The organism is Leifsonia sp. KNZ12-8B (assembly GCF_056755495.1).
In genome coordinates, this window is record NZ_JBPGXM010000012.1 from 1 (window position 1) to 21,543 (window position 21,543).

General features: G+C 73.7%; 25 protein-coding genes and 1 riboswitch. Of the genes, 6 read left to right on the forward strand and 19 right to left on the reverse strand.

Going from position 1 to position 21,543, the window contains the following annotated elements; all coding sequences use genetic code 11:
- Nucleotides 1–115: 115 nt before the first annotated feature.
- A complete protein-coding gene (locus ACR9ZG_RS03270) occupies nucleotides 116–469 on the forward strand; it encodes a metallopeptidase family protein (protein WP_481283389.1) in 354 nt (117 codons plus the stop codon).
- Nucleotides 470–518: 49 nt separating this feature from the next.
- Here the strand turns inward: ACR9ZG_RS03270 and ACR9ZG_RS03275 are convergent, their stop codons facing one another.
- From ACR9ZG_RS03275 to ACR9ZG_RS03300, 6 genes are all read right to left on the reverse strand, one after another.
- Complete coding sequence (locus ACR9ZG_RS03275) at nucleotides 519–800, reverse strand: hypothetical protein (RefSeq protein WP_481283390.1); 282 nt, start codon at nucleotides 798–800, stop codon at nucleotides 519–521.
- Nucleotides 801–880: 80 nt separating this feature from the next.
- Nucleotides 881–1,501, reverse strand: coding sequence for a nucleoside/nucleotide kinase family protein (locus ACR9ZG_RS03280; RefSeq protein ID WP_481283391.1), 621 nt, complete (start codon nucleotides 1,499–1,501; stop codon nucleotides 881–883).
- Complete coding sequence (locus tag ACR9ZG_RS03285; RefSeq protein ID WP_481283392.1) at nucleotides 1,485–2,264, reverse strand: energy-coupling factor transporter transmembrane component T family protein; 780 nt, start codon at nucleotides 2,262–2,264, stop codon at nucleotides 1,485–1,487. Before ACR9ZG_RS03285 ends, ACR9ZG_RS03280 begins: the two co-directional genes overlap by 17 nt.
- A complete protein-coding gene (locus tag ACR9ZG_RS03290) occupies nucleotides 2,261–3,784 on the reverse strand; it encodes an ABC transporter ATP-binding protein (protein WP_481283393.1) in 1,524 nt (507 codons plus the stop codon). Before ACR9ZG_RS03290 ends, ACR9ZG_RS03285 begins: the two co-directional genes overlap by 4 nt.
- A 4-nt stretch (nucleotides 3,785–3,788) precedes the next feature.
- Nucleotides 3,789–4,412, reverse strand: coding sequence for an ECF transporter S component (locus tag ACR9ZG_RS03295; protein ID WP_481283394.1), 624 nt, complete (start codon nucleotides 4,410–4,412; stop codon nucleotides 3,789–3,791).
- Nucleotides 4,413–4,446: 34 nt separating this feature from the next.
- A riboswitch (TPP riboswitch) is annotated at nucleotides 4,447–4,548 on the reverse strand.
- 12 nt (nucleotides 4,549–4,560) lie between these two features.
- Entirely contained in the window at nucleotides 4,561–4,890 is a 330-nt protein-coding gene (locus ACR9ZG_RS03300; protein ID WP_481283395.1) for a GerW family sporulation protein, read from the reverse strand.
- 103 nt (nucleotides 4,891–4,993) lie between these two features.
- Here ACR9ZG_RS03300 and ACR9ZG_RS03305 point away from each other — a divergent pair, with 103 nt between their 5' ends.
- Entirely contained in the window at nucleotides 4,994–5,911 is a 918-nt protein-coding gene (locus ACR9ZG_RS03305; RefSeq protein ID WP_481283396.1) for an endonuclease/exonuclease/phosphatase family protein, read from the forward strand.
- A 70-nt stretch (nucleotides 5,912–5,981) separates the two neighbouring features.
- Here the strand turns inward: ACR9ZG_RS03305 and ACR9ZG_RS03310 are convergent, their stop codons facing one another.
- On the reverse strand, nucleotides 5,982–7,226 hold the full coding sequence (locus ACR9ZG_RS03310; protein ID WP_481283397.1) for a DNA polymerase IV: 1,245 nt from the start codon (nucleotides 7,224–7,226) through the stop codon (nucleotides 5,982–5,984).
- A gap of 96 nt (nucleotides 7,227–7,322) precedes the next feature.
- Between ACR9ZG_RS03310 and ACR9ZG_RS03315 the strand changes: the two genes are divergently transcribed.
- Nucleotides 7,323–8,327, forward strand: a complete 1,005-nt coding sequence (locus tag ACR9ZG_RS03315; protein ID WP_481283398.1) for an aldo/keto reductase family protein — start codon at nucleotides 7,323–7,325, stop codon at nucleotides 8,325–8,327.
- A 256-nt stretch (nucleotides 8,328–8,583) separates the two neighbouring features.
- On the forward strand, nucleotides 8,584–8,967 hold the full coding sequence (locus ACR9ZG_RS03320) for a hypothetical protein (protein WP_481283399.1): 384 nt from the start codon (nucleotides 8,584–8,586) through the stop codon (nucleotides 8,965–8,967).
- 263 nt (nucleotides 8,968–9,230) lie between these two features.
- Here the strand turns inward: ACR9ZG_RS03320 and ACR9ZG_RS03325 are convergent, their stop codons facing one another.
- From ACR9ZG_RS03325 to ACR9ZG_RS03345, 5 genes are all read right to left on the reverse strand, one after another.
- Complete coding sequence (locus tag ACR9ZG_RS03325) at nucleotides 9,231–9,767, reverse strand: DUF1697 domain-containing protein (protein ID WP_481283400.1); 537 nt, start codon at nucleotides 9,765–9,767, stop codon at nucleotides 9,231–9,233.
- 2 nt (nucleotides 9,768–9,769) lie between these two features.
- Nucleotides 9,770–10,078: a hypothetical protein gene (locus ACR9ZG_RS03330; RefSeq protein ID WP_481283401.1), complete on the reverse strand. Its 309-nt coding sequence runs from the start codon at nucleotides 10,076–10,078 to the stop codon at nucleotides 9,770–9,772.
- Nucleotides 10,056–10,580: a GNAT family N-acetyltransferase gene (locus ACR9ZG_RS03335; protein ID WP_481283402.1), complete on the reverse strand. Its 525-nt coding sequence runs from the start codon at nucleotides 10,578–10,580 to the stop codon at nucleotides 10,056–10,058. Before ACR9ZG_RS03335 ends, ACR9ZG_RS03330 begins: the two co-directional genes overlap by 23 nt.
- Before the next feature lie 38 nt (nucleotides 10,581–10,618).
- Entirely contained in the window at nucleotides 10,619–11,413 is a 795-nt protein-coding gene (locus ACR9ZG_RS03340; RefSeq protein WP_481283403.1) for a YidC/Oxa1 family membrane protein insertase, read from the reverse strand.
- A 70-nt stretch (nucleotides 11,414–11,483) separates the two neighbouring features.
- Entirely contained in the window at nucleotides 11,484–11,789 is a 306-nt protein-coding gene (locus tag ACR9ZG_RS03345) for a DUF6412 domain-containing protein (protein ID WP_481283404.1), read from the reverse strand.
- 87 nt (nucleotides 11,790–11,876) lie between these two features.
- Here ACR9ZG_RS03345 and ACR9ZG_RS03350 point away from each other — a divergent pair, with 87 nt between their 5' ends.
- Complete coding sequence (locus ACR9ZG_RS03350) at nucleotides 11,877–12,539, forward strand: SDR family oxidoreductase (protein WP_481283405.1); 663 nt, start codon at nucleotides 11,877–11,879, stop codon at nucleotides 12,537–12,539.
- A 73-nt stretch (nucleotides 12,540–12,612) separates the two neighbouring features.
- Nucleotides 12,613–14,310 (forward strand): long-chain-fatty-acid--CoA ligase, encoded by a 1,698-nt coding sequence (locus ACR9ZG_RS03355; protein WP_481283406.1) that lies wholly within the window; start codon nucleotides 12,613–12,615, stop codon nucleotides 14,308–14,310.
- Here the strand turns inward: ACR9ZG_RS03355 and ACR9ZG_RS03360 are convergent.
- The 7 genes from ACR9ZG_RS03360 to ACR9ZG_RS03390 all read right to left on the reverse strand — a co-directional run bounded on the left by ACR9ZG_RS03360 (nucleotide 14,307) and on the right by ACR9ZG_RS03390 (nucleotide 21,528).
- The gene (locus ACR9ZG_RS03360; RefSeq protein WP_481283407.1) at nucleotides 14,307–14,822 is read right to left on the reverse strand and encodes a PaaI family thioesterase; all 516 of its coding nucleotides are present in this window, start codon (nucleotides 14,820–14,822) and stop codon (nucleotides 14,307–14,309) included. The two genes, ACR9ZG_RS03355 and ACR9ZG_RS03360, sit on opposite strands and share 4 nt — an antisense overlap.
- Nucleotides 14,819–15,739 (reverse strand): oxygenase MpaB family protein, encoded by a 921-nt coding sequence (locus tag ACR9ZG_RS03365; protein WP_481283437.1) that lies wholly within the window; start codon nucleotides 15,737–15,739, stop codon nucleotides 14,819–14,821. Before ACR9ZG_RS03365 ends, ACR9ZG_RS03360 begins: the two co-directional genes overlap by 4 nt.
- A gap of 23 nt (nucleotides 15,740–15,762) precedes the next feature.
- Entirely contained in the window at nucleotides 15,763–16,320 is a 558-nt protein-coding gene (locus ACR9ZG_RS03370; RefSeq protein ID WP_481283408.1) for a YbaK/EbsC family protein, read from the reverse strand.
- Nucleotides 16,321–16,323: 3 nt separating this feature from the next.
- Nucleotides 16,324–17,838: an Asp-tRNA(Asn)/Glu-tRNA(Gln) amidotransferase subunit GatB gene (gene gatB / locus ACR9ZG_RS03375; RefSeq protein ID WP_481283409.1), complete on the reverse strand. Its 1,515-nt coding sequence runs from the start codon at nucleotides 17,836–17,838 to the stop codon at nucleotides 16,324–16,326.
- The gene (gatA, locus tag ACR9ZG_RS03380; protein WP_481283410.1) at nucleotides 17,838–19,385 is read right to left on the reverse strand and encodes an Asp-tRNA(Asn)/Glu-tRNA(Gln) amidotransferase subunit GatA; all 1,548 of its coding nucleotides are present in this window, start codon (nucleotides 19,383–19,385) and stop codon (nucleotides 17,838–17,840) included. Before gatA ends, gatB begins: the two co-directional genes overlap by 1 nt.
- 8 nt (nucleotides 19,386–19,393) lie before the next feature.
- Complete coding sequence (gatC, locus tag ACR9ZG_RS03385; RefSeq protein WP_481283411.1) at nucleotides 19,394–19,690, reverse strand: Asp-tRNA(Asn)/Glu-tRNA(Gln) amidotransferase subunit GatC; 297 nt, start codon at nucleotides 19,688–19,690, stop codon at nucleotides 19,394–19,396.
- Nucleotides 19,691–19,758: 68 nt separating this feature from the next.
- Entirely contained in the window at nucleotides 19,759–21,528 is a 1,770-nt protein-coding gene (locus tag ACR9ZG_RS03390) for an alkaline phosphatase family protein (RefSeq protein WP_481283412.1), read from the reverse strand.
- Nucleotides 21,529–21,543: the final 15 nt, after the last annotated feature.

The window sequence follows — 21,543 nt, forward strand, 5'->3', positions numbered from 1 at the left end:
CGCCCGCCCCGCCCGGCTGCGGGGGCGCCACCGTGGGGGGGTGGGGCGGGGGGCCGTGGGCGGGCCGGGGCGCGCGGGCCGACCTGCACGGGGCCGTCGCCGGGGCCTGGTGAGCATGGCGCTCGACCTGGACGAGGAGGCGTTCGAGGCCATCGTCACCGACGAGCTCGACGAACTCCCCGACGAGATGGTCGACGGGCTCGACAACGTGGTGTTCGTGGTCGAGGACCGGCCGGAGGACGGCTCCCTCGACCTGCTCGGCCTCTACGACGGCGTCGCGCTCACGGAGCGCGACCGCTACGGCTTCGGCGAGATGCCGGACCGCATCATCCTGTACCGGGAGCCGCTCCTCGCCATCAGTTCCGACGAGGACGAGCTGCGCGAGGAGATCCATATCACGCTCGTGCACGAGATCGCCCACTACTACGGCATCGACGACGAGCGCCTGCACGAGCTCGGCTGGGCGTAGCGCGCCGCGGAGGGGCGGGCCGGTCGGGCGCCGGAGTCAGGCGCCGACGTCAGGCTCCGTAGCCGAAGATGGACTCGTCCTCCTGGTCGGCCTCGACCGGGTCGCTGTCGGGCGCGTCGAAGTGGTACGTGACGTGCTTCTCGTCGCCGATGTCGCGCTGGTCGCCGGCGACGTACCAGAACGTCGACTCCAGGCCCTCGACGGCGGCGACGACGCCGATGCGGTCGTCGACCTTGCCGTCGACCAGGAACCGCCGGTCCGTCTGCCCGGCCAGGGGGCCGTCGGCGAACTCGACGATGTACTCGGGGTCGGAGTGGGTGCTGTCGGTCATGCGTCCAACGTTAGTCCTCCGGCGCCCGATCATGGAGCCGACGGGCGGCGGACTCGCAGCCTGCGTCCGGCTCGGCACCGTCAGCCGAGGATGCGGCCGAGCGGCGCGGAGGTGACGTCCAGCCGCAGCATCGCGGCCTCCCGCGGCCGCTCCCGTTCGACGTACCGCTCGAACTGCGCCTGCCAGCGGTCCCACTCGCGCGCGAACACCTCGCCGTCGCGGTCGAGAGCGCGGCGTTTGCGCAGCGCGTCGTCCGCGTCGAGCCAGACGGTGAGGTCGGCGTACGGGAGGTTGGCCGCGGCCAGGGTGCCGCATCCCTCCACCACGACGGGCTCGTCCGCGTCGACCGCCACCGGTTCACCGGGCCGGTCGCGTGCCCAGTCCCACCGTCGGTAGTGCCCCGTGCCGCCCTGCCGCAGCGGAACGAGGAGCTCGGCGCCGAGAGCGGCGGATCCGGCATCGAGCCCGTCCCACCCCGGATAGAGCTCGTCCATGCGCACCAGCCGGGGCGCCCCGGCGACGGGCCACGCCGCCACCAGCTCGTCGGCGAGCGAGCTCTTGCCCGCGCCGCTCGGTCCGTCGATCAGGACGACCAAGGGCCGCGCACTCGCGCGCCGCTCCGCCGCGCGGACGGCGGAGAGCAGGGCGCCCCCTGCGGCGGTCTGCACCGCAGCACCCACCGCGTCAGTGCCCGAACGCATTCCAGCTCCCCACCGCGACGGCCACGGCGACCGCGGCGGCCGCCACCGCCGCCGCGACCGCCAGCGTCACCCAGTCGCGGCCGCGGAACGTCGACGGCCGCGCCCACGTGCGGGCGCCGGCGGCGCCGAAACCGCGCGCCTCCATCGCGGTGGCGAGCTTCGTGCCCCGCCGGATCGAGAGCACGAACAGCGCGAACGACTGCCCGAGCAGCCGGCGCAGCGCCCCGCTCTCGGCGACGCCGCGTGCCCTGCGGGCGAGGGTGAGCGCCCGCCAGTCCTCGACGAACAGCCCGACCAGGCGGAGGCCGGCGAGCCCGCCGAGCACGAACCGCGCCGGCAGCCGCAGCAGCTGCGCGAGGCCGTCTGCGAGGTCGGTCGGGTCGATCGTCACGAACAGCAGCACGGCCGGCAGCCCGATCGCGAGGATGCGCAGCAGGGTCGCGAGCGCGAGGTGGAGGGAGCCGTCGCTCACCTCCACCGCCCACCACTGCACGTACACCGTCCCGCTCGATGCGCCGTAGAGCGCCGTGGTCAGTGCGGCGAGCGGCGCGGCGATCCACAGCGGAGCCGTGCGCGCGAGCACGACACGGAGCGGGAGGCGTGCGAAGGCCAGCAGCACCAGCTCCAGCACCAGGGCCACCAGCGCCGACACGGGGTCGATCGAGATCAGCAGCACCACCGTCACGATGAGCGCGGCGCCCAGCTTCGCGACCGGGTTCAGCGTCGCGAGCGGGCCCTGCCGCACCGGTTCGAGCAGCGTCACGCGATCACCCCCTGCGCCGCTCCCAGGTGGAGGCGCTCGGCCCCGATGGCGGCGACGAACTCCGCATCGTGGGTGGCGGCGACGACGGCACGTCCCTCGCGGCGCAGGTCGGCGATCGTCTCCACCAGCCCGGCCCAGGTCGTCGCATCCTGCCCGAACGTCGGCTCGTCGAGGACGAGCACGCGCGGACGCGTCGCCAGGACCGTCGCCACCGACAGCCGCCGCTTCTGCCCCCCGGAGAGCGTGAACGGGTTCGCGTCGGCCAGGGCGGCCAGGCGCAGCCGGTCGAGCAGGTCGTCCACACGGCGCCGCACCTCGTCGTCGGGCAGTCCGAGCGCGCGCGGACCGGCCGCCAGCTCGTCCCGGACGGTGGAGGCGAGGAGCTGGTGCTCGGGGTTCTGGAACACGCTGCCGATGCGGGTCAGCAGCTCGCGCGACCGCCAGAGTGACGGGTCGTGCGCCGCGTCGCCGGCGAGCAACGGCTCTGCCCGCAGGACGCCGCCGAGGGGAGGCAGGAGGCCGCCGAGCGTGAGCGCGAGCGTCGACTTGCCGGCGCCGTTCCTCCCGGTCAGGGCGAGCGCCGAGCCCTCGGCGAGGACCAGGTCGACGCGGTCCGGAAGGGCTGCGACCGCCGCCGATCCGTCACCCCGGCCGGAGCGGCGGCGCCGGCGCCTCGCGATCGCGGGGCCGCGGCCGAAGGCGAGCGCCTCCGCGGTCAGCAGCCGCTCCCCCTGCGCGACGACGGGCGGCTCCGGCGCGACCGCGTCCGGCAGCCAGACCCCGGCCTCGCGCAGCTCGCCGGCGGCATCGGCCAGGACCGCGTCCGGCGCACCGTCGGCGAGCACGCCGCCGTCGGCTCCGAGGACGACGACCCTGTCCACGAGGTCCCGCCACACCGACACCCGGTGCTCGACCACGATGAAGGTGGCGCCGGTCGCCGCGAGCGCCGAGCCGACCGCCTCCCTGACCTCCGCGACGCCCTCCGGGTCGAGGTTCGCCGTCGGCTCGTCGAGGAGCAGCAGCCCCGGTCGCATCGCCAGCAGACCGGCCAGGCCGAGGCGCTGCTTCTGCCCGCCCGAGAGTGCGGCGGTCGGGTGGTCGAGCGGAACGTCGAGGCCGACGGCGCCGAGGGAGGCGCGCACGCGCGGCCAGATCTCCGCCGGCGGCACGCCGAGGTTCTCGCAGCCGAAGGCGACGTCGTCGCCGACCCGCGCCAGGATCACCTGCGCGTCGGGGTCCTGCAGGAGCAGCCCCGACACGCCTCGCGCCCGCGCCGGGTCGCGGCCGTCGACGAGGAGGGATCCGGTCGACTCGCCGTCGTCGTCGCCGCCGAGCACGCCGGCCAGGCCGGCGAGCACGGTGCTCTTGCCCGCGCCGGAGGCGCCGAGCAGCAGCACGCGCTCGCCCGGCTCGACGCGCAGCGTCAGCTCGCGCACCGCCCAGCCGGCCCGGGCCGCGTAGCGCCAGCCCCAGCCGTCCACGCGGACGGCGGCCGGAGCCGGCAGTCCTTGCTGCGGCACGGCGTCAGACCCGTCCGGTCGCTTCCCGCCCCGCGGCGAAGCGGCTCAGTGCGCCGGTGCGGGCGAGCGCCCGCACGAGCAGCCACGACAGCAGGCCGGCGAAGACGACCCCCGAGATCACCGTCGTGATCGTGTAGACGACGGCGAACTCCGGCTTCGCACCCGGGTACCAGTAGAGGAGGTCGAGGATCGACTCGGCCAGACCCGCTCCGGCGCCCGCGAGCAGGGCCGGCACGAGCCTCCAGTTCGCGTAGAGGAACAGCGCGAAGACGATCTCGGCGCCGAGCCCCTGCACGAGACCGGACAGCAGCGTGGCGAAGCCCCACTGCGTGCCGATGAGCGCGGAGACGGTTGCCGCGACGAGCTCGCCGTACAGGGCCGCCCCCGGCTTGCGCACGATGAGCGCGGTGAGCACTCCCGCGAACAGCCACGGGCCGTTCAGGATGCCCTGGAAGCCCGGCAGCACCGCGGTGACCGGTCCGGAGATCGGGTTCTGCACCTGACCCCAGACCCAGAAGACGACGCCGGCGGCGACGGCGACGACACTGGCGACGACGATGTCGACGACGCGCCAGCGGAAGACGCGCGCGGTCGTCCGCGCGCCGGTGGACGTGATGGTGTCCTGCACTGTTCGTGCCCTTTCACTCGAGGAAAAGAGGGCACGGGATATAGAGATGCCTCCCTGCGCTGGCATGACCCAGATCAGGTTCGACGGTCGAAGCTTGGAGCAGCTTCCTCTCAGCCCGGCTCACCGGACTCCCGTGTTCGAGGTCAGTCTAACGCTTCAGCGCCTTGATCACGCGCGCCCACGCGTGCCCGGCCACCCAGAGGAACGGGATGCCGACCGCGAGCAGCGTGATCAGGTTCGGCCGGAAGCGCACCCCGGTCTCGTCGCTGACGTACGCGCCGAGCGGGACGGCGACGCCGCCGCCTCCCGCGCCGCCCGGTGCGTCCTCGCCCTCGGCGGCGGTGCCCGCGCCGAAGCCGAACTGCACGGCCGCGACCGGGACGATGGTCGTGCCGTCGATGACGACGGGCTCGCCGTAGACGGACTTGATGCCGGAGGAGCTGATGGTCTCGGCGAGCTTGAGCGACATGCTGGTCATGCGCTCACGCTACCGCGCGCCTCCCAGGCTGGCCAGGGCAGTTCGCAGACGTTCTCCAGCGTCCGCCACGGGTTCTCGGCGCCGGGCCCGGAATAATCGACGCGTGTCATCCCTCCGCGCCCGCCGCCGCCCCCGTGGCCTCGTGACCGGGATCGCGGCGCTCGGCGTCGGGGCGCTCCTGCTGTGGCACGGGATGCTGCCGGATGCGGCGGGCACGGCGTCCCTCGTGGAGACGTTCCTCCCATGGGCGGGCGTGCTGATCGTCCTGCTCGGGCTCGGTGCGCTGCTGCGGCTGTCGCTGTTCGCCGGGCTGGCCGTGGCCACGGCGGCCGCGATCTGGTGGTCGGTGTTCGGAGCGGCGGCACTCCCCGCCGTGAGCGCCGGCGCGCCCGCCTTCACCGTCGTGAGCGAGAACGTGCGCGCGGGCAACACCGCCGCCGCGGCCATCGCGCAGGACCTGGCCGGCCGCTCCCCCGACCTCATCGCCCTGCAGGAGCTCGACGACACGACGCTGCCGGCGGTGGAGGGCGTGCTCGACGCCGCCTACCCATACCGGTCGGTCGTCGGCACGGTCGGGCTGTGGAGCCGCTACCCGGTGAGCGGCGAGGAGCGCCTCTCCCTCGGGCTGGGCTGGGACCGCGCGCTGCGCGTCGACGTCGCCACCCCGGGGGCGCCGACCAGCGTGTACGCGGTGCACCTCGCCTCCGTCCGCCCCGGTGAGAACGCGCGGCGCGACGAGATGCTGGCGGAGCTGACCGCCACCGTCCGCGCGGACGACGCGGACCGGGTGCTGGTGGTCGGCGACCTCAACACCGCGACCACCGACCGCACGCTCGCACCGCTGACCGACGTGCTGGCGGAGAACCCGGACAGCGCGCTGGGGCTCGGGTTCACCTGGCCGGCGGCGCTGCCGCTCGCGCGGCTCGACCACGCGTTCGTCCGCGGGCTCACCACGGTGACGAGCACCGTCCTCCCGGACAACGGGAGCGACCACCGCGGCATCGAGATCGGCCTCCGCTAGCAGCCGCCGAGTAGGCGCGAATTCGCCCGGAAACGGCCGAGTACGCAGAGAATGCGCGTACTCGGCGGTTTCAGTCGGAGACCCAGCGGGGGTTGCGGCCGTCGGTGGACTCGGCGTCCGCCTCCTTCGCCCGGCGCACCAGCGAGGCCGGGCCGATCACGCCGCGGCCGAACCGGGCGCTCACCGCGTCGAGCGTCTGCTCGGCGCTGCGCCACTCCTCGTCCGGGTCCCACAGCGCGAGCGCGTCGCCGCCGGCGTCGACCAGCTGCTCCGCCCGGACGCCGATGAGCCGGATGGGCGTCCGGCGGAGGTCGAGCTCCAGCGCCTCGAAGATCTGCCAGGCCTCCTCGAACAGCCGCCGCCCGACGCTGGTCGGCTCGGCGAGCGTCCGCGACCGCGTGATGGTGTGGAAGTCCGAGAAGCGGACCTTGATCGCGACCGTGCGCCCCAGCACGCCGTGCGTGCGCAGGCGCTCCCCCACCCGCGTCGACAGGCGCAGCAGCTCGCGCCGGAGGGTGTCGGCGTCATCGACGTCGGTTGCGAACGTGTTCTCGTGGCCGACGCTCTTCTCGCGCGACTCGGTCACCACCTGGCGCGGGTCGCGGCCGTTCGCGAGCTCGTGCAGCCGCCGCCCGCTCGCGTCGCCCACCGCCTTCTGCAGCACGTGGAGGGGCGCATCGGCCAGGTCCGCGACCGTGCGCAGCCCCATCCGCTCCAGCGCGGCCTGCGTGCTCGCGCCGACGCCCCACAGGGCGCCGACCGGCAGCGGGCGCAGGAACGCCGTCGTCTCGGCGGGCGGGATGACCAGCAGCCCGTCCGGCTTCGCCCGGCCGGAGGCGAGCTTGGCCATGAACTTCGTCGCGGCGACCCCGACGGAGCAGGTGAGCCCCGTCTCGCCCGCGACGCGCGAGCGCACCAGCTCGGCGATGCGCCGGGGCGAGCCGAGCAGCCTCCCGGCCCCTGACACGTCGAGGAACGCCTCGTCGATCGAGAGCGGCTCGACCAGCGGCGTCACCTCGTGGAAGATCTCCATCACGCGGGTGGAGTACTCCACGTACTTCTCGTAGTGCGGCGGCAGGATGATCGCGGTCGGGCACAGCCGCATCGCCTGCGACATCGGCATCGCGCTGCGCACGCCGTAGCGCCGCGCCTCGTACGTCGCGCTCGTCACGACGCCCCGGCCGCCCGCGTGGCCGACGATGGCGGGCTTGCCGCGCGCGTCCGGCCGGTCGAGCAGCTCGACGGAGGCGAAGAAGGCGTCCATGTCGACGTGCAGGATGTGCGCGCCAGTGTCGTCGACGTCGGCGGTCGTCACCCGCCGATCCGTGCCGTCCGCTCGTCCCACTCCATAAGCTTGCCATCCGCGGCCGACAGCGCGGAGCGCCCGCTCGCGCGGAGTAGCGTGATCCGCATGGAATTCAGATACCTCGGCGAGTCCGGGCTCAAGATCTCGGAGATCATCTACGGCAACTGGCTGACCCACGGGTCGCAGGTCGAGAACGACACGGCGACGCAGAGCGTTCGCGCCGCCCTCGACGCGGGCATCACGACGTTCGACACGGCGGACGCCTACGCGAACACGGTCGCGGAGCAGGTGCTCGGCGACGCCCTGAAGGGCGAGCGGCGGCAGTCGCTCGAGATCTTCACCAAGGTCTACTGGCCCACGGGCCCGAAGGGGCACAACGACGTCGGCCTCTCGCGCAAGCACATCCTCGAGTCGATCGACGGCTCGCTGCAGCGCCTCGGCACGGACTACGTCGACCTCTACCAGGCGCACCGGTACGACAACGAGACGCCGCTGGAGGAGACGATGCAGGCCTTCGCCGACATCGTCCGGCAGGGCAAGGCGCTCTACATCGGCGTGAGCGAGTGGACCGCGGAGCAGCTGCGCGCAGGCCACGCGCTCGCGAAGGACCTCGGCTTCCAGCTCATCTCGAACCAGCCCCAGTACTCGATGCTGTGGCGGGTCATCGAGAAGAAGGTGGTGCCGGCCTCCGCCGAGCTCGGCATCTCGCAGATCGTCTGGTCGCCGGTGGCGCAGGGCGTCCTGACCGGCAAGTACACGCCGGGCGAGCAGCCGCCGGCGGGGTCGCGCGCCGCCGACGAGAAGGGCGGGGCGAACGCGATCAAGAGCTTCCTCCGCGACGACGTGCTGGAGGCCGTGCAACGCCTCCGCCCGATCGCCGACGAGCTCGGCATCACGATGGCGCAGCTGGCCGTGGCGTGGGTGCTCCAGAACCCGAACGTCGCCGGTGCCATCGTGGGCGCCTCCCGCCCGGAGCAGGTGGAGTCGAACGCGGCTGCGGCGGGCATCCGCCTGGACGGCGACGTGCTCGCGCGCATCGACGAGGCGGTCGGCGACGTGGCCGTGACCGACCCCGCGGAGACCGTGTCGCCGGAGCGCCGGCCGGTCTGAGCGCGCTCCCGGCCGCGGGGGGGGCGGGGGCCCCGGGCCGCGCCCGGCCGGGGGGGCCCCGCGGGGGGGGGCCCCCGGGGGGGGGGGGGGCGGGGCCGGGCCCCCCCCCGGCGGCCCCGGTGCCGCCGGGGCCCGGCCGGGGCGGCGCGCCCCCCCGGCCGCGCGCCGCGCCCACCCCCCCCCCCCCCCCGCGCGCCCGGAACCAGTCGCGGAACGCGCGCGAGTCGTCGCGCAGGCTGACGCTCACCACCACCGTGTGCGGCCCGACGATCCACGCGCCGCGCTCCGCCAGCGGGAGCACGTCGATGTCGAGCCGGAAGTAGCCGGCCTGCCGTCGCAGTTCGTGCTCGCGCTCCCGCACGACGTCGACGATGTCGGCGGCGCGCTGCGCGTGCTTCTCGAGGCTCGTCCGCGCGTACTCCGCGTGCCGCTCGGACGACCAGCGTGCGGCGACGTCGTAGTAGCCGATGATCAGGTCCTGCAGCTCGATCGCCCGGTCGAACGCCTCGAAGTGGGGCGGGTGCAGCAGGCCGCCGAGCGGACGGCGGTCGCGGTGCACGGCCCGCTCGAACCAGGCGGTCCATTGCCGGGCGAGGGCGCCGTCGTCGGGTGCGGTGCCGCCCCCGGCCCCCGGGCCTGACAGCGGAGCCGTCCCCGCCAGCGGATTCCGGCGCACCGCGGGCGCCGTGCCGTTCGCCGGGTGCAGCGCGGGCTCCGGCTCGGGAGAGAGTCGCGGGAGCACCGGGTCGCCGACGCCGCGCAGCCCGGCCAGGTCGCGCACGGCGAGGGCCATCAGCAGGTCCCAGGGACAGTCCTCGGTGACCTGCCATCGAAGGGTCCCCTCGACGAACATGCCGACATTGTAGGTTCGGCCGCCGACACGGAACAGTGGCCGCCGGCGACTCAGGCCCGCCGGTCGAGCTCGGCCAGGATCCGGCCCAGCGTCCGCTGGTTGCGGCCGGTCGCCACCGGACCGACCGAGCGCCAGAACGCGGCGGGCACGACGGACTTCGAGATCCCGAGCGGGCACCACTGATAGATCGCCCGCTCCCCCGCTCGCAGCACCTCCGGGGCGAGGTCCGCGTCGGCGGGGAGGTCGAGCCCGGCAGGCACCGCATGGTCGAGGAAGGTCACCAGGAGGCGGGCGTCGTCGTCGGCGACGGAGGTCAGCGGGTTCGCAGCCACGACCTCCCGGAACCGGTCCTCGGCCAGCAGGACGACGCGCGCCGCGACCCCCGAGCGCTGATCGATGCCCGCCTCCACCGTCGCCGCCTGGGCGGGGGTCGGCTCCGCGTCGACGCCGAACACGGCGTTGCCGCTCTGCAGGAGCGTGACGACGTCGGTGAAGCCGGCGTCGGCGAAGGCGGCCGCCAGGTCGTCCTTGGCGACGCGCGTGGAGGCGCCGACGTTGATGCCGCGGACCAGCCCGACGCCGCGCATGGTCAGTCCGCCGGCTCGGCGGCGACCAGCAGGGACGCCGGGATGGTGGCCGACGCGTACGGGCCGCGCCCGTCGCGGCGATGCTGCGGCTCGCTGAAGGCGACCACCCAGGTCGTGAGCCGATCGGACGGGAGGGTCACCGAGCGCACCCCGCGCTCGCCCCGCGCGACGATCACCCCGGTCGGCTCGCCGACCCAGTCGTCGCCGGAGGGCACGTCGTGCTCGCGCACCCACACCTGCACGCCGACGCCCAGCCCGCCGCCGTGCGGCCCCGCCGCCGGATGCCGGTCAGCCCTGCTGCGCTGGAACATCGTTCACCGATCCCATCAGGATCGCGTCGACCCACTCGCCCTCCCAGAGCAGCGCGTCGCGGCGGCGCCCCTCGACGACGAAGCCGGCCTTCTCGTACGCGCGCTGCGCCCGCGGGTTGAAGGCGTACACCTCGAGCTCGACGCGGTGGAGGCCGACCGTCGCGAACGCGTGCTCGACCACCGCCCGCGTCGCCTCCGTCCCGTAGCCCTGCCCGAACCAGCGCGGGGAGCCGAGGGCGATGCGGAAGCTCGCGGCCCGGTTGTCCTCGTCGAGCTCGTTGAGCACGACCTCCCCGATGTGCTCGCCGCCGTGCTCATCGTCGTGCTCGCCGCCGCGCAGCAGGATCGCCCAGTCGGCACGATCGTCGTGGTCGGCCAGCCCGGCGAGCCAGCGCTCGACGCCCTCGCGGGTGAAGGTCGCGTGCGTGCCGGTGAGCCGCATCGACTCGGGCTCCTGGAGGGACGCCCAGGTGCCCTCCAGGTGCTCCGGCCCCAGCGGCACGAGCAGCAGCCGCTCGGTCTGGAGCGTCGGGACGGGTTTCAGTGCGAGGTCGATGGCAGGCCTCCTCCGGTCGGGCGCCGGCGCTCCGGATCGAGCAGGCGGCGCAGCGTCGAGCGTTCGATGACGGTCCAGGCGGTGCTGGTCAGGATGTACACGGCGGCCGCCAGCGGCACGAACGCCGCGAACACCACGGTGACGTACGGCAGGAAGGATAGCGCACGCAGCATCCCGGCCGGCGGCGTCGCGGTGCCCGCAGCGCCCGTCGCCTCGGGCTGCGGCAGCGCGAGAACCTTCCGCGAGATCGTCGTCACGGTCGCGATCAGCGCGAGCACGACGAGGTACACGACGATGGCGGGCCACACCTCCGGCCCCGCACCGGTGAGCCCGACGAAGCTCGTCCCGAGCGGCGCGCCGAACGCCCGCTCATCGAGGAGCGCGTTGCCGTGCCCGGCGATGCTCGGATGGGTGAAGACGGCGTACACGAGCGAGATGACCGGGATCTGCGCGAGCAGCGGGAGCATCCCGGCGAACGGCGAGGTGCGCTCCTCCTGGTACAGCTCGATGGTCTTGCGGCCGAGCAGCTCGCGGTCGTGGCCGTGCCTGCGCTGCAGCTCGGCGAGCTTCGGGGCGAGCCGGCGGCGCACGAACTCGGCGCGCACCTGGCTGACGCCGACCGGGAGGAGGACGGCCCGGACGACGATCGTCAGGATGACGACGGCGACCAGGCCGGCCGCGGTGCCCGCGAACGGCTGCACGGCGGCGGAGAGGGCGGTGACGAAGCCGTAGGCCGCGTCGAGGACGGCCGCGATCGGCGGCCAGGAGAAGAAGTCCATGGGTGTGTTCCCTGCGTGTCTGACGGACGGTGGAGTCGTCTGACCGCGCGCGGGACCCGGGGGTCCGGCGTCAGGCGGTCCGCAGGGCGAGCCCGGGCGCCCGCGGTCGCGGGTGCCCGTCGGCGTCGGGGTCGGCGACGCTCTCGACCAGCCAGCCGGCCGGAGGCTCGGCGGGGCGCGACCACACGACGCGCGAGGTGAGCGACGCCGCCAGAGCGGCGACCGACCGCAGCGACGCGAGCGCGACGACGGCCACGAGGCCGATGGCTCCGGCGACGCCGACGAGGGCGAGCGTCCCGGCCGGGCCGGAGGCGCTCCACACCGACCCGAGCACGGACGCGATGGTGCGCGTCAGGAGGTCGAGGAGGGTGTGCACGGGGTCGACGCTAACAGACCACGGCATCCGCGGCCCAGCGCCGTTCGCCCTGAGCGCATCCGTGCCGTGCGGGTGCAGGATGGAGGCATGACTCGTGTTGCGATCGTCGGAGCCCATGGAAAAGTCGCCCAGCAGCTGATGCGGGTCCTCTACGACGGGGGCGACGACTTCGTCGGCATCGTCCGCAACGAGGAGCACGCGGAGGACGTGTACCGGCTGGGCGGCGAGGGCGTCCTGCTCGACATCGAGCGCGCGTCCTCCGACCAGCTGGCCGAGGCGTTCGCGGGATGCGACGCCGTCGTGTTCACCGCGGGCGCGGGCGCCGGGTCGGGTGTGGAGCGCAAGCGCACCGTCGACTACGCCGGCGCGGTGAAGTCGGCCGACGCGGCGAAGGCGGCCGGCATCCGGCGGTTCGTCCAGGTGTCGGCCTGGGGCACGGACGCGCCCGTCGACGCCGACGCCGACCCGCAGTGGCGCGCCTACGTCGAGGCCAAGCGCGACGCCGACGCGGCGCTGCGCGACTCCGGGCTCGACTGGACGATCCTCCGGCCGGGCGGCCTCACCTCCGACGACGGCACCGGCCGCGTGACGCTGGGCGACAGCGTGCCGCGCGGCAGCATCTCCCGCGAGGACGTCGCACGGCTCATCGCCCTCTGCATCGGCGAGCCCGCGACGATCGGGCACCAGTGGGAGGTCGTCGCCGGCGACACCCCGCTGGAGGAGGCGGTGCGGCAGGCGACCGCGGGCTGACGCCCCGCGGCCCTGCGCTTTTCGAGGGACGTCTGCGCGCTCCCGGCATGCCCGTCCGCGTAGGCTTGCGGTCGTGACCAGCTACAGCGATCGTCCCTGGGTTCGCGGCTACGCCCCCGGCGTGCCCGCCGACGTCGACGTCCCCGCCGGATCCCTCGCGCACCTCATCGACGGGTCGGTGCGCACGTACGGCAAGAACGTGGCGCTCGAATTCTTCGGCGCGACCACCACGTACGGCGAGCTGGGCGACCAGATCGCCCGCGTCGCGGAGGGGCTCCGCAAGCGCGGCGTCCGCAAGGGCGACCGCGTGGCGCTGGTGCTGCCCAACTGCCCGCAGCACGTGGTGGCGTTCTACGCGGTGCTCCGGCTGGGCGCGGTCGTCGTCGAGCACAACCCGCTGTACACGCCGCGGGAGCTGCGCCACCAGTTCGAGGACCACGGCGCGACCGTCGCGATCGTCTGGGACAAGGTCGCCGCGACCGTGCAGGAGCTGCCGGCCGACCTCGCGGTGACGACGATCGTCTCCGTGGACATCACCAGGGCGATGCCCGCGAGCAAGCGGTTCGCCCTGACGCTCCCGGTGCCGGCGGCACGGAAGGCGCGGCAGCAGCTGACCGCGAAGGTGACCGGGACCATCCGCTGGGAGGAGCTCACCGCCTCCCGCCGGATCAAGGACACGTACCCGCGGCCGGAGACCGGCGACCTCGCGCTCATCCAGTACACCAGCGGCACGACCGGGCTGCCGAAGGGCGCGATGCTCAGTCACGGCAACCTGAACGTGAACGCGGCGCAGTCGCGGGCCTGGGTGCCCACGGTCGCCCGCGGGACATCGGTCGTCTACGCCGTCCTTCCCCTCTTCCACGCCTACGGGCTCACCCTGTGCCTCACCTTCGCGATGAGCATGGGCGCCCGGCTCGTGCTGTTCCCCAAGTTCGACCCCGACCTCGTGCTGGACGTGGTCAAGAAGCATCCGGCGACCTTCCTCCCGGCCGTCCCGCCGATCTACGAGCGGCTCGTGCAGGCGGCGGAGAAGCGGAAGGTGTCGCTCGCCGGCATCGACATCGCGATCTCCGGCGCCATGAGCCTCCCGCAGAGCATCGTCGACCTCTGGGAGGAGCGCACCGGCGGCTACCTCGTCGAGGGCTACGGCCTCTCGGAGTGCTCGCCCGTGCTCATGGCGAACCCGGTCGGCGCCACCCGCAAGGCGGGCACGGTCGGCCTGGCGCTGCCGAGCACCGAGCTGCGCGTCGCCGACCCCGACGACCCAGCGGTCGACCGCGCGTTCGGCGAGGAGGGCGAGCTCCTCGCCCGCGGACCGCAGGTGTTCTCCGGCTACTGGCGCCGTCCCGACGAGACCGCGAAGGTGCTCACCCCCGACGGCTGGTTCCGCACCGGCGACATCGTCACGATGGACGAGGACGGCTTCGTCCGCATCGTCGACCGCATCAAGGAGCTCATCGTCACCGGCGGCTTCAACGTCTCCCCGACCGAGGTGGAGGACGCCCTCCGCTCGTACGAGGGCATCGCCGACGTCGCCGTCGTCGGCCTCCCCCACCGTCGCGGCGGCGAGGACGTCGTGGCGGCCGTGGTGATGGAGCCGGGCGCCTCCTTCGACGAGGATGCGATCCGCGCCTACGCCCGCGACTGCCTGACCGCGTACAAGGTGCCCAAGCGCGTCATCCCGGTCGACGAGCTGCCGCGGTCGATCGTCGGCAAGGTCATCCGCCGCAAGGTGCGCGACCAGCTGCTCGCGCAGCAGCCGCAGGGCTAGCCGGACGCCTCCGCGGCGCCGGGCCCGATCGGGAACACGAGCAGCGAACCGGTCGCGGTCGCGACGGTCTTGCCCGACGCGTCGGTCACCACGCCGTCGGCGAAGGCGACCCGCTTGCCCGGCTTGGTCACGGTCGCCGTGCAGTGCAGCGGCCCGGTGTGCGTGTAGACGGGCCGCAGGTAGTTCACGTTGATCTCGATCGACGTGTAGCCCATCCCCTGCGGCAGGGTCGACTGCACCGCGCAGCCGAGGGCGGAGTCCAGGAGGGTGCAGAGCAGGCCGCCGTGCACGGTGCCGATGGGGTTGTAGTGCGACTCGTCCGGCTCGCACACGAAGACGACGCGGCCCTCCTCGGCCTCGGTGAGCGTCATCCGCATCAGGACCGTGATGGGAGGCGGCGGCAGGTGCCCGGCGATCATCCTGCGCAGGTACTCCAGCCCGGTCATGGTGGGCATGACCGCGACGCCGGGCGCCGGGTCCTCCCACTCCACCACGCGGGTGCGTTCGCTCACGGTGTCTCCCCTCCGGAGGTGTCCAGGCGGCCCAGCCGCTCCAGCCGTCGGCGCGCCGCGAGCTCGGCCTGGGTCTGCGGTCCGAGCAGCACCCGCGCGCCGCGCAGCACCGCGCCCGTGGCGGCGTGGAGGGGCAGGAGGCGCTCGGCCGTCGTCGGCGGGAGCCCGAGCAGCGCCCGGTGCCGCGGCTCCAGCGTCGACACCGCCGCGCGGAACGCGATGCGGTACGACGGCCGCAGCATCCGGCGCAGCGGCGCGCGGCGGATGAACCGCACGACCTCGTCGACCTCCGGGCCGCCGCGCAGGTCGCCCGCGTCGGTGACGGCGTCGATCGCGGCGCGCAGCTCGGCGGCCGAGCGCGGCGGGTCGTCGACCCCCATCAGCTCGCCCGCGATCGCCCACTCGGCGACGTACCCGTCGGCGCCGCCGGGGATGGGCCCACCCCAGCCCTCGTGCGCGGTCAGGAACGCGTCGGTGAAGGCCAGATGCACCCAGCGGGCGAGGTCGGGGTCGTTCGCGGCATAGGGGCGCTCGACGCCGTGGCCGTCGACGTACGTGCCGACGACCCGGCGGTGCAGGCTCCGCACCATCTCCGAGGATGCGACCGCCTGCTCCCGGCTGCCGAAGGTGACCGTGTGGATCCACTGGATCGTGTTCGCCAGCCGCCCGAGCGGGTCCTCCTGGAACCGCGAGTGGTCGCGCACACCCGCGAGCGCGCCAGGATGCAGCGCCTGCAGCAGCAGCGCGCGCACCCCGGCCACGAGCGTCGGCATGCCGCCGTGCACCGCCCAGGCGGCGCTCTCCGGCGCGAAGAAGCCCTCGTCGTCGCCCTCCTCCAGCCGCAGCACCCACGCGGGCACCTCGTCGGAGCGGCCCGCGAGCGTCTCGATCAGCCGGGACCGCACGGGCCCCAGCATCCGGTCGACGCCGCGGACGGCGGTCACCGCGGTACGGCCTCCACGCCCAGTCCATCGACGACCTGCGCGCCAGGCAGCTCGGCGAGCAGCGCACCCGGCAGCAGGATCTTCGACCGCCGGACACCCGATCCGATGATCAGCACGTCGGAGGCGGCGACGCGGGCGTCCACCAGCACCGGCCACCCGGCGGGCAGCCCGATCGGCGTGATGCCGCCGTACTCCATGCCGGTCAGCTCGACCGCGCGGTCCATCGGCAGGAACGACGCCTTACGCACGTCGAGCATCCGCTTGACCGTGCCGTTGACGTCGGCCCGGGTGGTGGCGAGCACCACGCACGCCGCGATCCGCTCGGCACCCTCGCGCTTGCCGCCGACCACGACGCAGTTCGCGAGCGTCGAGGCCTCGAGCCCGAACCGCTCCTGCGTCGCCGCGGTGTCCGACACCGCCGGGTCGATCTCGACCACGCCGACGCGGTCGAGCCACCCCAGCGCCTCCACGGCCGCCCGCGTGGCCGGGGCCAGCAGGTCGGTCCGGGAGGCGGCGGGCTCGGTCGTCAGACCGCCGAGGGTGAAGACGCCCACGCGCTACTCCGCGGGCTCCGCGGCGGAGGCCCGCTCCAGCACCAGCTCGCGAACGCGGGCCGCGTCGGCCTGGCCCTTCATCGCCTTCATCACCGCGCCGATGATCGCGCCGGCGGCCTGCACCTTGCCGTCGCGGATCTTCGCGAGCACGTCGGGCTGGGAGGCGAGGGCCTCGTCGATCGCGGCGATCAGCGCGCCGTCGTCCGAGACGACCGCGAGGCCGCGGGCGTCCACGACCTCCTGCGGGCCGCCCTCGCCCGCGACGACGCCCTCGAGCACCTGGCGGGCGAGCCGGTCGGTCAGCGTGCCGGCGTCGACCAGCGCGGCCAGCTCGGCGACGTGCGCCGCACTGACGAGCGTGCCGGCCGGAACGTTCTGCGCGTTGGCGAGGCGGGCGATCTCGCCGGTCCACCACTTGCGCGCGGCGGCCGGGGACGCTCCGGCGGCGATGGTCGCCTCCACCTCGTCGAGGAGGTCGGCGTTGGCGACGTCCTGGAACTCCAGGGCCGTGAAGCCCCACTCGGCGGCGAGGCGCTTGCGGCGGGCGGCCGGCTGCTCGGGCAGGGTGCCGCGCAGCTCCTCCACCCACTCCCGGCTCGGGGCCACGGGCACGAGGTCCGGCTCCGGGAAGTAGCGGTAGTCGTCGGCGTCCGACTTGGGCCGGCCCGCGGAGGTCGTGCCGGTGTCCTCGTGCCAGTGCCGCGTCTCCTGCACGATGGTGCCGCCCGCGGCGAGGATGGCCGCCTGGCGCTGGATCTCGTAGCGGACCGCGCGCTCGATCGAGCGGAGCGAGTTCACGTTCTTCGTCTCGGTGCGGGTGCCCAGCTCGGAGCTGCCGCGGCGGCGGAGGGAGACGTTGGCGTCGCAGCGCACGTTGCCCTCCTCCATCCGGGCGTTGGAGACGCCGAGCGCCTTCACCAGGTCGCGGATCGCGCGCACGTAGGTGCGGCCGACCTCCGGGGCGTCCTTCTCGGCGCCCTCGATCATCTTGGTGACGATCTCGACCAGCGGCACGCCGCCGCGGTTGAAGTCGACCAGCGAGTAGTCGGCGCCCTGGATGCGGCCGGTGGCGCCGCCGACGTGCGTGAGCTTGCCGGCGTCCTCCTCCATGTGCGCGCGCTCGATCTCGATGGTCAGCTCGCGGCCGTTCTCCAGCTCGATCGTGACCGAGCCGTCGTGCGCGATCGGCTCGTCGTACTGCGAGGTCTGAAAGTTCTTCGCCAGGTCCGGGTAGAAGTAGTTCTTGCGCGCGAACCTGCTCGACTCGGCGATGTCGCAGCCGAGGGCGAGGCCGAGGCGGATGCTCGACTCGATCGCCTTCTGGTTCACCTGCGGCAGGCCGCCCGGGAGGCCCAGGCAGGTCGGGCAGGTGTTCGTGTTGGCGCCGGAGCCGAACTCGTTCGCACACCCGCAGAACATCTTGGTCCTGGTGTTGAGCTCGACGTGCACCTCGAAGCCGAGGACGGGCTCGAACAGCTCGAGCGCCTCGTCGAAGTCCATCAGTTCCGCCTTGGCCATCACACGGCCCCTTCTTCGCTCGCGAACATCTCGGTGGCGCTCAGATCCGGCGCCTGGCTGAGCAGCGTCCGCCCCCACTTCTGCTCCAGCAGCCGCTCGAGGGCGGCGCCGATCGTGTAGAGGCGGGCGTCGGCGCGCGCGGGCGCCATCAGCTGCATGCCGACGGGGAGGCCGTCCTCGGGCGCCAGCCCGATCGGCAGGCCCATGCCCGGCACACCGGCGAGGTTCGCCGGGATGGTGGTGATGTCGTTGAGGTACATCGCCATCGGGTCGGCCAGCTTCTCGCCCAGCTTGAACGCCGTGGTCGGTGCGCTCGGGCTGACCAGCACGTCCACCTTCTCGAAGGCGGCGGCGAAGTCGCGCTGGATGAGCGTGCGCACCTTCTGCGCGCTGCCGTAGTAGGCGTCGTAGTAACCGGCGCTCAGCGCGTAGGTGCCGAGGATGATGCGGCGCTTGACCTCGGGGCCGAAGCCGGCGTCGCGGGTCGCGGCCATCACGCGCTCGACGGTGACGGGAGGCTGCTCCGGGTCGACGCGGAGGCCGAAGCGCACCGAGTCGAAGCGCGCCAGGTTGCTCGACGCCTCCGCCGGGAGGATCAGGTAGTACGCGGCGACGGCGTACTCGAAGCTCGGGGCCGAGACCTCGACGACCTCGGCGCCCGCCTCCTGCAGGACCGCGAGAGCCTCGTCGAAGCGCTGCTTGACGCCGGCCTGGAAGCCGTCGCCCGCGATCTCGCGGATGACGCCGACGCGCACGCCGCGGAGGGCGCCCTCGCGGTGCCCGGCGCGGGCGGCGTCGGCCATCGACGGCCAGGTGTCCGAGAGCGAGGTGGAGTCGAGCGGGTCGTGCCCGGCGATGACGTCGTGCAGGAGGCCCGCGTCGAGGACGGTCCTGGAGACCGGGCCGACCTGGTCGAGCGAGCTCGCCAGCGCGATGGCGCCATACCGGCTCACCCCGCCGTAGGTCGGCTTGACGCCCACCGAGCCGGTGACGGCGGCGGGCTGGCGGATCGAGCCACCGGTGTCGGAGCCGAGGGCGAACGGCGCCTCGAAGGCCGCGACCGCCGCGGCCGAGCCGCCGCCGGAGCCGCCGGGGATGCGCTCGAGGTCCCACGGGTTGCGGGTCGGGCCGTACGCGGAGTGCTCCGTGGAGGAGCCCATCGCGAACTCGTCCATGTTGGTCTTGCCGAGCGGCACCAGATCGGCCTCGCGCAGCCGACCCACGACGGTCGCGTCGTACGGCGGAAGCCAGCCCTCGAGGATCTTCGAGCCGGAGGTCGACGGCATGTCGTTCGTCGCGAGCACGTCCTTGATCGCGACAGGCACGCCCGCGAGCGGGCCGAGCGGGTCGCCGGCGGCGCGGCGGCCGTCGATCTCGGCGGCGGTGCGCAGCGCCTTCTCGGCGGCGACATGGAGGAAGGCGTGCACGTCGGCGTCGACGGCCTCGATGCGGTCGAGGTGCGCGCGGGTGGCCTCGGCCGACGAGACCTCGCCGGCGGCGAGGAGGTCGGCCAGCTCTGCGGCGGGGAGGCGGGTCAGGTCTGTCATCGTCTCGCCTACTCCTCGTCCAGGATGGTGGCGACCTTGAAGCGGTCGCCCTCGCGCGCGGGCGCGCCGGAGAGCGCCTGGTCCACCGTCAGCGACGGCCGCGGCTCGTCGGGCCGGAACACGTTGGTCAGCGGCAGCGGGTGGCTCGTCGCCGGCACGTCGGGGCCGGCCACCTCCTGCACCTTGGCCACCGCCTCCACGATCTGGCCGAGCTCGCTGGTCAGGCTCTCGAGCTCGTCGGGGCTCAGGTCGATGCGGGCGAGGTTCGCGAGGTGCGCGACCTGCTCTGCGCTGATTTCAGGCATACGTCTCCGTGCTGGTTCTGCTGTTCCGGGATGGACGGGCCGCGCTGCGCGCGCGACCACTACCGATTCTATTGCCCGCCGAACAGGCCGAGGCCATGCCGGTGCACGGCGTCCCAGGCCTGCCGGTACGTCTTCGGCTCGGTCTCGCCCGGCGCGCCGTACCTGGCCATGAGCAGTCCCATGAGGCCGATGCCGGGCGGGCTGAGCGGTCGGTCCTCGTCGCCGGGAGCCGGCGCGTCGGCCTCCGGGTTCGCCGGCAGGTACTGCGGGTGCGTGTCGGGCCAGGTCCCCGGCTGCCGGGGCGTCGTCCGGTTGACGGCGTTCTCGATCGTGCGGGCCCCGCGGTCGCGGTCGGTCAGGTGCGGCAGGCGGTGCTTCTTCGCCAGCGTGGCGATGACGGCCCCATGGTGCATCTCGTCGTGGATGATCGTGCTGCGCGCGGTGTAGGCCGAGATGGCGATGGCGGGCACGCGCACGCCGAGCCGGTCGAAGCCGAACCCGTTCTCCCCCGGCCCGCTGTCGTCGGGCGGAACGGCCTTCCCCGGTGGGACGTGATCGTAGGTGCCGCCGTGCTCGTCGAAGGTGACGAGCAGCATCGTGTTGAGCGCGTTCGAGCCCTCTGCGCTGCGGGAGGAGCGGATGGCCGAGTACACCTCGTGCAGCAGCAGGTCGCCGGCGCGGACGTCGGAGATCGCGCCGCCGACGATCTCCTCCCCGTCGACGTCCTCGGCCGTCATCGGTCCGCCCGGCGGGTGCATGTCGTTGTGGTCGTAGAGCAGCCGCGGCTCGATGAAGGCGTAGTCCGGGAGGGTGCCCTCGGCGACGTCCTTGTAGAACTGCGTCATCGTGCGGAAGTTCGTCTTCCAGAACTGCTCCAGCACCGGCGCGTGGATGAAGCCGGTCAGCGACACGAGCTGGCGGTCGTCGTAGTAGACGCGCCAGGTGCGGCCCGCCTCCTCCAGCCGGTTGAAGATCGTGGGCGACGCGTTCTTCGGGTCGAACCACTTGCGCAGCCCCTCCTCGCCCGCGTTGTCGACGTAGCCGTGCGAGGTGGAGGCGTGGAAGAAGGAACGGTTGCACAGCGTCTGCGACGGCACCGCGCAGTACCAGTTGTCGTACACGGCGAACTGCCGGGCCAGCGTCGAGAGGACCGGCAGCATCTCGGGCGTGAACGAGCCCATCACGGTCCGGTACTCCTCCGCGGTCGGCTCCCGGCCGCCGGAGTCCTTGCGGAGGACGCCGATGTAATCCTTCACGAAGCCCTTCATCGTCGGCGTCATGCCGGCGGGAGGCGCGTTGTAGGGCGGCTTCATGTCGCGCACCAGCGCGTCCTCGTTGGAGGGCGGGTCGATGATCCCGAACAGCTGCGTGTTGACGTGCGGGTACACCTCGCCGGGGTCAGGAGACGGCTGCCGCATGATCCGGTCGGTCGTCCCCTGGTACGGGTGCGCCCGGATGTCGGGGCCGCCCGCCGGGTCCGGGTTGCTGTGGTCGCCGAACGCGAGCCCCTCGAAGCGCCTGCCGGCCGGGAGCGTCTTCTCGTCGTAGAGGTAGCCGAGCAGGTTGTCGAACGAGCGGTTCTCGTACATCAGCACGACCAGGTGGTCGAAGCCGGGCTGCGACCGGGCGGGCAGCGGCGGGTACTCCTCGCCCTCCTCCTCGGCGGGGCGCTGGGCCGCGATCCCGCCCGCGACGGCGGCTCCGGCCGCTCCGCCCGCCGCTCCCCCGGCGACGGCGCCCGCGGCGAACAGCCCGGCGCCCTTCAGGAAGTTGCGGCGGGAGGAGCCGCGGCGCGCTGCCTCGTCGGCGCGGTCGTCGCTGCTAGTCTCCCCGTCCATCCCGCCCATCATCCC